Below are 12,982 nucleotides of genomic sequence, written 5' to 3'. Positions count from 1 at the left end.
CAGCCGCTCCGGCCGGCGGTGGTCCGTCACCGCCCCGACGCCGGGTGGAGCCGGATGTCGTGGTGCATCTCGCCCTCCGTGCGGGTCACCGAGAGGAACTCGGCACGCGGGGCATGGGACGAGCCGGCCGCGATGAGCGTGTACGTACCGGGCTCAAGACCGGTGATCCGGTAGCGGCCGCCGGACGCCCGCACCCCCGCCTGGCGCTTGCCCCGCGAGCTGACGACCGTGATCCACGCGTCGCAGTCGACCGGGTGGTCCGCACACCGCACGGAACCGCTGACGGTGACCGGGCCACCGGCGCCGCGGGCCGGCCGGCGTCCGCCGCCCTGACGGGGCGCGGGCACCGCACCCCGCCCGGCATCCCCGGCCGCCACCGGCGCTGCCGGGTGCGGGGACGGGGAGGTGACCGGCGCGTGCGCACCGGCCGCGGCTCCCGGCTTCTGCACACCGGCCTGCCGGGTGTGTGCGGCCCACGCCGCCAGAACCTCCTGGGTGCGCCGCTCACGTGGTGTGGGCGGCGTCGTCCTCGGGGCCTCGGCGGGCGCGGCGGACTGCTCGGTGGATGCGGCGACGGTCCGCAGACCGCGGCCCTCGGCGAATCCGGCCAGGACCTCGTCCAGCGCGGCCAGTTCCCTGAGCGCGGTGTGCAGCCGGTCGGCCCGGGGGCCCGCCGGGGCCCGCAGCCGGCCTTCGAGGTCGCGGACGAGCGGACTCACCCGGACCCAGGTACCGGCGGCCTCACCTGTCGAGAAGTGCCGGTCGAGTGCGCGCAGCGACTCAAGCAGCGTCTCGGTGATCCGCTCGACCTGCCCGGTGAGCCCGGGACCGAGATCGATGTCGACATCGGCGGCGGCGGCCAGCGCGCGGGCGTGCGCGGTGGCGGTGGCCAGAAGCGCGAGCCGGTTCTCGGCGGCGCGCCCCCGTACCCCCAGCGGCATCCGGACCAGCGGCCGGTGCACACTGCGGACCTGGAAGAGGGCCGCGTCGACCCCGCGGGCCGCCCCGCGCAGCCGGACCGGGGCCTCGGGGTCCTCCCAGCGCTCGCGGACCTGGGCCACCAGGTGCTCAAGCGCCGCGACATAGCCGCGGTCGGCCTCCTGGGCGACCTTCCGGGTGGAGAGCGGGAAGATCAGCGCGGCGCAGGCGGTGGCGACGAGGATGCCGAGCCCGTTGTCGAGCAGCCGCTCGGCCAGCAGATGGTCCATGCGGCCGTACGGGGTCGTCATCCCGTACAGCTGGACGAGCGCGGTGACGAGCCCCACGACCCAGTAGGCGTACTGGCGCTGCATGCCCCAGGCGCCCAGGGCGAGCCCTGCCACGATGACCAGCAGCGTCCAGTAGACGTGGCCGGGGCCGATGAGCCGGAGCAGCCAGATGCCGATCACCGCGCCCGCGACCGTGCCGACCATGCGGTGGGCGAGCTTGCGGAGCCGCTCGTGCGTGGTGTTGGTGCCGAAGAGCGTGATCATCACGCCGACCAGGCCCCAGTAGAAGCGCCGGGGATCGATGGCGTCGGTGATCGGGCAGACGATGGCGCAGGCCACCGCCGCGTGCAGCGGGACGCGTACGTACGGGACGACGCGCCGCCAGCCCTTCAGCTCCTGGGACGCCACCACCCTGCGGGCGACCGCGCCGGTGCCGGCCGGGCGGTTCTGCTCCAGGGCCACGGTGGGCTGGAAGGGGACCTTGGCCCGTGCCTTCGGCGCGTTCCAGCCGAGGTCGAGCCAGTGGGCCAGGGAGTCGGCGAGCGAGTCGAGGAGATGGCCGACCCGCCGGGCCAGCACCGCGGCCTCGGCCTCGTCGGGGGTCGCGTCGCGGTCGCTGAGGACGTCGGTCGCCTGCTGCTGGATGAGCCGGGCCGCCGGGTGCAGCGCGTCGGCCCGGCCGAGCGGGGTGTCGCGGGCGACGACCAGCGCGACGACCATCGCCTCCCGCAGATGCGGGGGCACGGGCAGAGCGGCGAGCCGCTGCACCGCCTGGCCGATGCCCTGGAGGGCGAGTTCGGCGTCGAAGAGGTACTGGTGGAGCAGTTCGGCGGTGTGCGGGTCGGCGGCGACCTCGGGCTGGGCGAGGCGGCCGTCGATGGTGACGGTGGTGATGTTGAGGCGGCGCAGGCTGCGCCGCATCCGCTTGATCGCGACCTCGTGGTCGGCGTCCGGATCCAGCGCGGCGGTCGCGGCGTCACCGACCCGGCGCGCCTCCACGACGAACGCGCGCTGGGTCCGCAGCAGGTCCTCGCGGGGCATCGGGCAGCAGAGCAGCAGCCGGGCGGCGAGGATGGCGGCCGATGAGACCAGCGCCACGACGAACAGCTTCCCGCACAGGTTCAGCGGGATGTTCGCCATCATCCCGACCATGAACGAGTTGAAGAGCATCATGCCGGTGAGCAGCGCGAGCGACCCGAACCGGGCGAGGAAGAACGTCAGCGCGAGCGCCACCACCATCAGGGTGAGCTCCAACGCACGGTCCTGGTGCAGCCACGCGGCGAGCGGCAGCACCGCCGAGTAGGGGAACGGCATCCACAGGATGGCGCGGGTCAGCCGGAGCGGGGTGTTCTCCGCGATGGCGAACGCGCTCATCAGGCCCATCATCCCGCCGACCATCATGCCGAGCATGGCCGGCAGGGTCAGGGCGACGGACATCCCGTAACCGACGGCGAGCCCGGTCGTGACGGCGACCAGCGAGCGCCAGCCGGCCTGCAGCTGGCCGAGTCCGGGGTCGGCGGCGAGCACCCAGTCCCACCAGCGTCTCGGCCCGCCGACCCGGCGGGGTGCGACGGAGCCTCCGGTACGGGGCGGCCGGCCGCCGTCCGGTCCGGCTGCCGGGTCCGGGGCCCCGCCGGCTCCGGTGGCTCCGGTGGCTCCGGTGGTTTCGGTTGCTGAGGCTGCTGGGGTGGCTGGGGTGGTCAACTGACCTCCGGTTCGACGGCGTGCAGAAGGGTGGACACCGCATCCCGGGCCAGTCCCACGGCCCGCTCCGGATCATCGACGTTCGTCCCCAGCCCTTCGAGAAGGGCCGAGGCCATCCGCTGCCGCGCCCGCTCCAGAAGCTCTCCGCCGGCGGGGGTGAGCGACGCCTCGACGACACGCCGGTCCCTGGCGCACCGTTCGCGCTCGATGAGTCCGCGCTCCTCCAGCTCCTGGAGGACGACGGTCACCCGCGGCTGGGCGATGCCGGTGTAGGCGGCGACCTCGGTGACCCGGCGGGGCCTGGGCTCCAGGGCGTCGAGCACGGCGGTGTGGCTGCGCGGAAGTCCGAATTCTCCGGCCCGGAACAGTGCCTGGGAGAGCCGTCCGATGCACCGCAGGAGCCCTCGGGCCGCGTCCTCGATCCGCTGTTCGTCGGAGGCCGGAGATAGATGCATATCGCAATTATATATTGCCGTCAGGGATGCCTCCGCACCCCCCTCCGCCGGGGCCCGGGAGCCCGGCCGCCCGCGGGGCCCGGCCGGAGCCCCGGCGGACACCGGGCCCCTCCGGTCTCAGCCCTGGTGGTCGCCGCCGTTCCGCCGGGCCCAGGGATGGCGCAGATGGATCCACACGTCCCTCGCCCGCCGTCCGGCCTCGGTACGGCTCTGCGCGACCAGCGAGCGCGCCTGGTCGGGGGTCTCCACCATGGGACCGGAGCCGCGCAGCGGCCGCCCCGCCGTCTCGTGCAGGAAGTAGGTGGCGATGAAGCCGATGACCCCGGCGACCATCAGGTAGTACGCCGGGACCATGTCATTGCCGGTGGCCTCGACCAGACCCGAGGCGATCAGCGGCGTCGTACCGCCGAAGAGCGAGACCGAGACGTTGAACGAGATCGACAGGGCGCCGTACCGCAGCCGGGTCGGGAAGAGGGCGGGCAGGGTGGACGCCGACGTACCGGCGAAGCACACCAGCAGCAGGCCCAGGATGAGACAGCCGAACGCGGGCAGCAGGATGCCGCCCTGCCGGATCAGGACGAACGCCGGGACCGAGAGGACGATGAGCGCGATGCTGCCCGCCATGAAGACGGGCCTGCGGCCCCAGCGGTCGGAGCTGCGGCCCACCGTGGTGATGGTGAGCACCACCACGACCATGGTGCCGAGCACCAGCAGCTGGGCGGTGAGCGCGTCCTGGCCGAGCGTCTCGGTCATGAAGGTCGGCAGGTACGAGGTCACCATGTAGTTGGTGACGTTGTAGAGCAGGACGAGCCCCATACAGATGAGCACCGCCTGCCAGTGCTGGGTGAAGATCTCCTTCAGCCGCCCGTGACCGGACTGCCGGGCCACCTCCACCGGGTCCTCGTCACCCTCCTCGTGCGGCTCCGCCGCGTACTCGGCCGCGTCCTCCTCCGCCTGCCGCTTGAAGGCCGGGGTCTCCTCAAGCCGCAGCCGCATGTACAGACCGATCAGGCCGAGCGGCCCGGCCACCAGGAACGGGATACGCCAGCCCCAGTGCACCATCCCGTCGTCCCCGAGAACCGCGGTCAGGATGGTCACGATGCCGGAGCCGAGCGAGTAGCCGACGAAGGTACCGAAGTCGAGCCAGCTGCCCAGGAATCCGCGCCTCTTGTCGGGCGAGTACTCGGCGATATAGGTCGTCGCTCCGGCGTATTCGCCGCCGGTGGAGAAACCCTGCACGAGCCGGCAGATCAGCAGCAGGATCGGCGCGGCGAATCCGATCGAGTCATAGCTGGGCAGGAAAGCGACGGCGAATGTACTGATCGCCATCATGATCATGGTCGCGGCGAGTACGCGTTTACGCCCGATCCGGTCGCCGAGCGGTCCGAACACCAGGCCGCCGAGGGGGCGCACGAGGAATGCGGCAGCGAAGGTCGCGAAGGTGGACACGACCTGCGCGCCGGGCGAACTCGCGGGGAAGAAGACCTTTCCCAGGGTGCCCGCCAAATAGGCGTACACGCCGAAGTCGAACCACTCCATCATGTTGCCGAGAGCGGATGCGGACACCGCCCGGCGCACCTCGGGTTTGTCGGTGACCGTCACGTCATCGGGGCTCAGTGACCGTTTGCGGCGCCGTAGCAGGATACGGAGGAGCCGGTCATTGGCGGAGTTCGATCCGCCGGACGGCCGTGTTTCCCGGCGGGGGCGTCCCTTGCTCATGTCATCCCGTCTGCAGAGCGGCATTGCCGCGTTCATCATCGCCTCGGCCTCCCCTGTCCAGTTCCTTCCGGGAAACACAGGAGACCGCGTGTCGGCGCACCGTCGGGCACAACGGTCCGTAAGACGGAGTGCCGGACCACTCCGTACCCCGCATTGCCAGGACAATGCAGCTGCAAACAGCCCGGCTTCCGACCACAGACCGCCGGCCACCGGCCGCGAACCACGAGCAGATCCGGAGAAAGGCATGATCCCCCAGGAGACAGGCGATTTCGGTACGGCAGCGGGGGAAACAGCGGAAAAAGAAGGCGTAAAAGTCACATCCGAGCAGTGGAAATGGTCGGTGCTGGCCGGTATGGCCTCCTATATGGATGCCGGATCCATCGTCGCCCTGGGCGCCGGGCTCGCGATGTTCCAGGCATATCTGCACTTGAGTTCGAATGCGGTGGGGCTGCTGGCAGCGCTCGGGCCCAATGCGATCGGCTGTGCCATCGGCGCGTTCGTGGGCGGACGGCTCGGCGACACACTCGGCCGTAAACGCATCTACAAGTACGACCTGCTCGTCTATGCGGCGGGAATTCTCTGCATCGCACTCGCGGTCAATCCGCTGATGCTCTTCCTGGGTACTTTTGTCGTCGGTCTCGCCGTGGGCGCCGACGTCCCCACTTCTCTCGCGCTGGTGGGCGAGTTCGCTCCGGCATCGGCGCGCGGAAAGCTCCTTGGATTCACCCAGATCGCCTGGAGCCTGGGCCCTGTCATCGTGCTGCTGCTCGCGCTCGTCCTCGCCCCGTTCGGACTCCTCGGTATCCGGCTGGTGTTCCTCCAGCTGTTCGTCGTGGCACTGGTGACCTGGGCGCTCCGGCGCGGTCTCGCGGAGTCGGCGCGCTGGAAAAGGGCCTTCGCGTCGGGGATGACGGCCCGGCCCACCACGGGCGCCCTGTTCCGGGGCCCCAACCGCAACGCGCTGATCTGGACCGGGACGATCTACCTCTTCTGGGGGCTGGCCGCCGCGACCAACGGCATCTTCACCCCGTACATGATCAGGACGCTGCATGCGGGCAGCCAGTCGGCCGGGGTGGCCCTCGCCTGCGCCGGGTTCGTGGTGAGCATCGGTGCGGCGCTGCTGTTCATGAGCTACGTCGACCGGAGCCACCTCACCCGCAAATGGATGTGGGGCGCGGGCGGCGCCATGCAGGTCATCGCCTATGTCAGCTATCTGGTACTGCCGTTCACCATCCCGGTGATCATCCTGAACATCGTGCTGTTCGCGGTGGGCGGGACATTCGCCGGGGAGCCGCTCTACAAGATCTTCAGCCAGGAGCTCTTCCCGACCATGCTGCGCGGCACGGCGCAGGGCTTCACCTTCGGTCTCTCACGGACCTTCGTCGGCATCTGGAGCCTGTTCGTACCGGCGCTCGCCAGTACCGGCATCAGGCCGGTGGCCGGAATGCTGGCCGTGTTCCTGATCATCAGCGGGTCGGTCGGCTTCTTCTTCATACCGGACACGGCGGGCAAGTCCCTGGAGGAGATCGAGGCGGAGCGCGCCTTCGCCTGAGCGGGCCGGCCGGGCTGCCCGGGCCGGATCAGAGGCCCGGGCGAAGGGGTGGCGCAGGCGTCGGGGCCCCGTCGTATCTGGACGGATTTACCGTGAACTTTCTGGGCGCCGATGGCATCCCACTGCTTGAAGTACGCGGAGCACACGGGGATCGCGCGGAGACAACGCGCACCGCACGCACGAGAAGCGCACCATCGAGAAGCGCACCATTGAGAGTGGAGATCGATCGACATGGCTGAGCAGCATCGGAACAGCACCGCCCGGCGCGCAGGCGCCCGCACCCGCACGGCCCGCCGTATAGGCGGTGCGGGGCTCGCCGTCGCCGCTGTCGCCGGGCTCGGGCTCGCCGGGGCCGGAGCCGCCCAGGCGGCGTCCGTGCCCACCTGCGCCACTTCGGGGCTCACGGCCTCCTTCGGACAGGGGCTGGCCGGCGGGATGAACCACGAGGGCGTCGTCCTCAAGCTCAAGAACACCAGCGGCCACACCTGCGACCTGCGTGGCTACCCGGGGCTCGGGCTCCAGGACGCCGGCCACCACACGCTCGCGACCTCGGTGCACTGGGGCAGCACCTGGTACGCCAAGGGTCCGGCCAAGCAGACGCTGACGCTCAAGAACGGCCAGAGCGCCGAGTCCGTCATCGCCTGGACCCACGCCAACACCGGCACATCGGGTGCCCGGCACGCGGCCTATCTGGTGGTCACTCCGCCGGCTTCCACCACGCACAAGACCCTGAAGTTCCCGCAGTGGGTCGACAACGGTGACCTCGATGTCACCGCCCTGGCCTCGCACATCAGCCTCAACGGCTGACCGGGGCATGTGATCGGGGCATCCGGCGGTCCGGGGATCCGGGACGCACGGGGTGGGGCGGGCCGCATGGGCGCGGCCCGCCCCTCCCGGTCCCCGTGTTCCTTCCGGTGCCCGTGTTCCCGTCCGGGGCGACGCGTTCCCGCCCGCCCCCGAACTCCTGCCCGGCTACGGTCCCGCGTCCGGCTCTCAGCCACCCGAGCCGGCCGAGAACGCCCCGACCTGCGGCGTCGAGACCTTGCCGTCCGAGGGCACCGGGCCGCCGTTCCACGGCACGATCAGCGCGACCTTCTCGTCCGGTGGAGTGACCCGGACGGTCGGCGGAGTCACCGTGCCCGACCCGGTCACCTCCGGGTTGGTGAACGACAGCGGCGCCCAGGCGGACGACCCGGGAGCCACCTTCACCGGGCCGCCGGACGAGCCGGTGCGTTCGGGGTCCACCGAGACCTGATGGCCGGCGCTGTCGACAAAGGCGAGACCCGGGAAACCGCTGACGGTGCAGGTGTGGCCGGATTTGTTGGTGAGGACCAGTGCGAAGTTCTCCTGCCCCGCTCCCGGGTGGTCGTCTCCGATCGACAGACCGAGCTCGGAGGTGTGGCAGCGGGCCGGGGCGGAGGGGGCGGAGGGCTTGCCGTTTCCGCCCCCACCGCTCCTCGTCGGCGTCGGGTTGTCGCCGCCGGGGGTCTTCGCCCCGGACGAGGAAGCGGACGATCCCGATCCGTCTCCGGGTGTCGCCCCGGGCGGGCTCGGCTTCGGGCTGCTGCCGGACGGAGCCGCCGACGCACCGCTGGTCACCGGGCCTCCGACGCTGGCCACCTTCTGCGGACCCGAGTCGTTGCCCGCACAGCCGCTGAGCAGCAGCGCGCCCGCGACGGCCGCCGTGGCGGCCCCGGCGGCCAGGCTCCGCCGGGAGGTGGATCCGCCCCTCCCGAAGGCTCCGGTCACCTGGTCTTCCCTGCCCCGCTGTCCTGGATTCGGCATGGCGCCGACCGTCCCTTCTCCGATTACTCTCTGACTACCTCCGATGACCGGAAGGACCGAAAAGTTCACGCCGCCGTCCGCACGCTCCGCAGAATCCGGTCGGTGGCGTCCTTGCCGAAACTCTCGGCACACCTGATCTGCACGTACACCGGCGGACTGCCCTTGGCGACCGGGACCAGCGCGACCTCCTTGAGGCTTCTGCCCGCGGTTCCGCAGGAATCCCAGGTGCGGACGGTGCCGCGCCACCGGCTGTCCGAGTACGTCGCGGTGCCGGAGTCCCGGCAGCCCGGGTGGGTGCTCTTCTTCACCTTCGCGGTCAGTTCCGCCGCACTGTCCGCGCCGGAACCGGCCGCACCGGCGAAGACCCCGCTGTCGTCGGTCCGCAGATCGGACCAGCCCGCGACCGAGTCCGCCACCGTCAGCCCCGCCCGGTGGGTGCTGTCGAGGCCGAGGGCACCGGGTGACCAGCCGGAGTCGGCGAGCTGCACGGCCCAGGCGTGCGGGACCTCCACGCTGAGCTTCCCGGTGGCGTCGCTGACCCGCTCCGTACTCGGCGGCCTGCGCTCCCACAGGGTCAGCGCCGTGCCCGCCCCGGCGACGACGACCACGGCCGTCAGCACGGTCAGCACGGTCCGCAGGGTCCTGGGGCGCCGGGTACGGCCGGGCGCCGCCGCGTCCGGGCCGCCACCGGCCGCTGCGGGCACCGGGGAGGCCCCGGACGCGGACGGCCCGGAGACACCGGAGACATGGGGCGAAGCGAAGGAGGCGGCGGACTCCCCGGCCGGGGCAAGTCGGGGGTGCCCGTCAGCTCCGGGGGAGGCGTCGGCTCCGGGGAATCCGGCTTCGCCGGGGAACGTGGCTTCTTCGGGGTACGGCGCGAACTCCGGATACCCGGCGGGCGCCGGCGAGAACGGCTGCGAGGCGGACGGTACGGGGGAGCCGCCCGGGTCCTCGGGTACGGGCCAGCCCCCGGGCCCCGGAGACATCGGCGAACCGCCCCCGGCCCCGGGCACCGGCGGCCCGGCCGGCCCCGGAGGTACGGCCGCGTCCCCCGGGACCGGGGGTGCGGGTGAGCCGCCCGGGGCCGCGGGCGCGGGTGAGCCGCCCGGGACCGATGACGAAGATGCCGAAGACGCGGGCGCGCCGCCGTCTCCCCCGGGCATCGGCGAGCCACCCGGGGCAGACGGAACCGGCGAGCCGCCCAGGGCCGACGCGGACGGTCCCGTCGCGCCCCCCGGAGCCCCGGGCCCCTGCGAACCCCCCGCCGGGCCGGGACCGGCCGTCCCGGACGAGGACTCCGGCAGCTTCCGCAGCCGTTCCAGTTCATCGGTGAACGCCCTTGCGCTCTCCCAGCGTTCCTCCCGGTCCGGCTCCATGGCCCGCCGTACCGCGGCCACGACCGGCGCCGGCAGACCCGGGCGCAGCTCATCGGCCGGGAGCACCTTGCCGGGCGGGCCGGGGACCGTACCGGTGAGCAGATGGTGGAGGACGGCCCCGAGGCTGTAGACATCGGCACGCGCGTCGATGCCGTCGTACGGTTCGGCCTGCTCGGGCGCCATATAGCCGCTGCTGCCCGCGATCACGGTGAGGCCGGACGCCTGCGCCAGGTTCTTCGCCAGGCCCAGATCGGCGATGAGGACCCGCTCATGGCCGCCCGGCCGGCCCTTGAGCAGGATGTTCGACGGCTTGATGTCCCGGTGCACGATGTCCGCGTCATGCAGTGCGGCCGCACCGCGCGCCGCCTCGGCGGTCAGCCGCAGCGCCTCGTCGACATCGAGCTCCCCCGCGGTCAGTACGTCGTCCAGGGTGCCGTGGTCCGCGTACTCCATGACGAAGTAGGGCCGTCCGTCCGGGAGATCACCGATGTCGAAGACCTGGACCACACCGCCGGAGTTGGCCCGGCGCAGCAGTCGCGCCTCCGCCACGAAACGCTCCCGGATGTCCAGCCGGTACGACCAGTTGTCGGCCATCACCTTCACCGCGACATCGGCGTGCAGCCGTTCGTCGTGGGCCAGCCACACCACGGCGAAGGCCCCCGTGCCGAGACGCCGCTGAACGCGGTACCGGCCAATCTCTTCTGGTACGGACATGTGGCTATCATGCATGGGTGATCCCCCAGCGAGTCCAACCGGCCCGACCGGCGGAGGCCGTCCAGTGAACCGGCCCGCCGATGAGACAGAGGCCCTGGCCGTCCGCGCGTCCGCCGGCGACCAGAACGCCCTGGACGCGCTGCTCCGGGACATCAGCCCCGATGTGCTGCGCCGCTGTGCACGGTTCCTGCTGTACCGCGAGGACGCGGAGGAGGCGGCCCAGGACGTACTCGTACAGGTGGCACGCAACATCCACCGCTTCGAGGGCCGCAGCAAGTTCAGCACCTGGCTGTACACGGTGGTCGCCAACTGCTCACGCCAGAAGTACCGCGAGCTCAAGCGGCGCGCGGCCGAGACCCCGCTCACCACGGCCGAGGCGACCCACCCCGACCCGCGCACCACCAGCGTGATCGCGGGCTCGCGCGTCGATCTGCTCGAAGCGCTCGACCGGTTGGAGCGGGAGGCTCCGCAGCTGGTGACGCCCCTGGTCTACCGGGACATCTGCGAACTCGACTACGCGGAGATCGCCGACCGGATGAACCTGCCCGTCGGCACCGTGAAATCCCGGCTGCACCGCGCCCGCCAGCAGGTCAGGCCCTGGCTGGTGGGCGGATACGCCGACGAGGCGCCCGGCGGTGCCGAAGCCTGAGGGCTCCACGGGCCCCGGTCCCGCTATGTCTGTTATGTCCTGGCATGCCAGGACATAACAGACATGACAGACATCGCGCACACGGTGCTGTCGCACACCCGCCGTCCGGCGCGGGCGCCACGGGGCCGCGCCCTTCCGTATTGAGCTGCGGCCGAATTCAGCGAATTACCGTCCCGGCGGTTTACTGACACGCATAATCATTGATTCACCGCATTTCCCGCCCACCGGCTCACTTACGCACGGGGTCGGCCGTCGATTCCTTGACTGCCCACCAGTTCCGCTTGCCATCATGACCACTCCACTCCCCTTCTCTTTCTGGAGAGGCCGTCATGCCGAGAGGAAATGCGGTCAGCCCTGCGGGCGGACTGGTCGAACAGCGTTCTGTGGATGTCGTTCCCGACAGTGAAAGACATGGGAGGCCCGCGAGTCTCTTCACTCTGTGGTTCGCCGCCAATTTGCAGATCAGTGCGGTGGTCACCGGATCTCTCGCGGTGGTTTTCGGAAATGACGTCTTCTGGTCCGTCATCGCGTTACTGATCGGGAATCTGCTGGGCGGCGCCGTGATGGCGCTGCACGCCGCGCAGGGGCCGCAGCTCGGCCTCCCGCAGATGATCTCCAGCCGTGCCCAGTTCGGGGTGCGGGGCGCGGCGATCCCCCTGGTGGGCACCGTGGTGATGTACATCGGTTTCTTCGCCAGCGGCAGTGTGCTGGCGGGGCAGGCCGTCGGGCATCTGACCCATCTCGGGGACACCACCGGCATCATCGTCTTCGCCACCGCCACCGCGGTCACCGCCGCCGTGGGCTACCGGCTGATCCACCGGGTCGGCAAGGTGGCCGGGCTGGTCGGGGCGCTCGCCTTCGTCTACCTGGGGGTGCGGCTGGTCCAACAGGCGCCGCTGGGGCGGCTCTTCGCCGACCACCACTTCTCCGCGCCGTCCTTCCTGCTGGCCATCTCGCTCTCGGCGTCGTGGCAGCTGGGCTTCGGACCCTATGTCGCGGACTCCTCGCGCTACCTGCCGCGCAGGACGCGGCCGTCCGCCGTCTTCTGGGCGACCATGGGCGGTACGGTGCTCGGCTCCCAGTGGTCGATGTCGTTCGGCGCGCTGACAGCGGCCTGGGGCGGCGGCCGGGGAGGCGACGAGGTGGGCGGCATCGTCAGGATGGGCGGCTCGGCGCTGATCGCCTCGCTCCTCTACTTCTCCATCGCCTTCGGCAAACTGACCGTCAATGTGCTGAACACCTACGGGGGATTCATGTCCCTGGTGACCGGCATCGGCGGATTCCGCAGGCAACGCCCCGTCAGCCCGCGTGCGAGAAGCTGCTACGTCTTCGGAATCATGGTCGCCGGTACCGCTCTCGCACTCCTGGGGAAGGGGAACTTCCTGGAATCCTTCTCCACCTTCCTGCTCTTTCTGCTGGTCTTCTTCACCCCGTGGAGCGCCATCAATCTGGTCGACTACTACCTGCTCTCCAGAAACGGTTACGACATTCCCGCACTGGCCGATCCGAAGGGCGTCTACGGCGCCTGGAACCTGCGCGCCCTGCTCACCTATGCCTTCGGTGTCCTCGTCCAGCTGCCCTTCCTCTCCAGCGAGTTGTACACCGGCCCGCTCGTGCAACGGCTGGGCGGCGCCGACATCTCCTGGATCATCGGTCTCGTGGTGCCCGGCATCCTCTACGCGGCGGTGGCCCGGCGGGGCCGCGGTGTGCCGCCGCCCGGCCGGATCCCGGCCGGGGTCAGCGGCAGCGCCGAGCCCGCGGGGGCGGCGCGCTGAGCGGCGCACGCCGGTACGTGTCCCGCCGGCGGGACACGTACCGCC

9 protein-coding genes are annotated in these 12,982 nt (G+C 71.2%); 4 read left to right on the top strand and 5 right to left on the bottom strand.

Features of this window, described 5'->3' with window-relative positions:
• Positions 1–26 precede the first annotated feature (26 nt).
• The 3 genes from ACFXBC_RS21100 to proP form a co-directional block, all read right to left on the bottom strand.
• Positions 27–2,912 carry an FUSC family protein gene (locus tag ACFXBC_RS21100; RefSeq protein WP_385026381.1) on the bottom strand — a complete coding sequence of 962 codons (2,886 nt, stop codon included), beginning with the start codon at positions 2,910–2,912 and terminating at the stop codon, positions 27–29.
• A complete protein-coding gene (locus ACFXBC_RS21095; protein ID WP_385026378.1) occupies positions 2,909–3,367 on the bottom strand; it encodes a MarR family winged helix-turn-helix transcriptional regulator in 459 nt (152 codons plus the stop codon). Before ACFXBC_RS21095 ends, ACFXBC_RS21100 begins: the two co-directional genes overlap by 4 nt.
• Positions 3,368–3,484: 117 nt before the next feature.
• On the bottom strand, positions 3,485–5,110 hold the full coding sequence (gene proP / locus ACFXBC_RS21090; RefSeq protein ID WP_385026383.1) for a glycine betaine/L-proline transporter ProP: 1,626 nt from the start codon (positions 5,108–5,110) through the stop codon (positions 3,485–3,487).
• 220 nt (positions 5,111–5,330) lie between these two features.
• On the opposite strand from proP, the gene ACFXBC_RS21085 reads away from it, so the two are divergent.
• On the top strand, positions 5,331–6,638 hold the full coding sequence (locus tag ACFXBC_RS21085) for an MFS transporter (protein WP_385026376.1): 1,308 nt from the start codon (positions 5,331–5,333) through the stop codon (positions 6,636–6,638).
• A gap of 231 nt (positions 6,639–6,869) precedes the next feature.
• Complete coding sequence (locus ACFXBC_RS21080; protein ID WP_385026373.1) at positions 6,870–7,445, top strand: DUF4232 domain-containing protein; 576 nt, start codon at positions 6,870–6,872, stop codon at positions 7,443–7,445.
• Positions 7,446–7,631: 186 nt separating this feature from the next.
• Here ACFXBC_RS21080 and ACFXBC_RS21075 read toward each other — a convergent pair whose 3' ends face one another.
• On the bottom strand, positions 7,632–8,423 hold the full coding sequence (locus ACFXBC_RS21075; RefSeq protein ID WP_385026370.1) for a DUF4232 domain-containing protein: 792 nt from the start codon (positions 8,421–8,423) through the stop codon (positions 7,632–7,634).
• Positions 8,424–8,488: 65 nt separating this feature from the next.
• A complete protein-coding gene (locus ACFXBC_RS21070) occupies positions 8,489–10,513 on the bottom strand; it encodes a protein kinase (protein ID WP_385026367.1) in 2,025 nt (674 codons plus the stop codon).
• A 64-nt stretch (positions 10,514–10,577) separates the two neighbouring features.
• On the opposite strand from ACFXBC_RS21070, the gene ACFXBC_RS21065 reads away from it, so the two are divergent.
• Both ACFXBC_RS21065 and ACFXBC_RS21060 read left to right on the top strand, forming a co-directional pair.
• Positions 10,578–11,162 carry an RNA polymerase sigma factor gene (locus ACFXBC_RS21065; protein ID WP_385026364.1) on the top strand — a complete coding sequence of 195 codons (585 nt, stop codon included), beginning with the start codon at positions 10,578–10,580 and terminating at the stop codon, positions 11,160–11,162.
• A gap of 329 nt (positions 11,163–11,491) precedes the next feature.
• Positions 11,492–12,937 carry a purine-cytosine permease family protein gene (locus ACFXBC_RS21060; RefSeq protein ID WP_385026361.1) on the top strand — a complete coding sequence of 482 codons (1,446 nt, stop codon included), beginning with the start codon at positions 11,492–11,494 and terminating at the stop codon, positions 12,935–12,937.
• The last annotated feature ends 45 nt before the right edge of the window (positions 12,938–12,982 follow it).

This window comes from Streptomyces sp. NPDC059398, assembly GCF_042751845.1.
Taxonomy (GTDB): Bacteria; Actinomycetota; Actinomycetes; order Streptomycetales; family Streptomycetaceae; genus Streptomyces.
The sequence above is the reverse complement of the archived record's forward strand: the minus strand, read 5'-3'. Positions and strand labels throughout refer to the sequence as shown.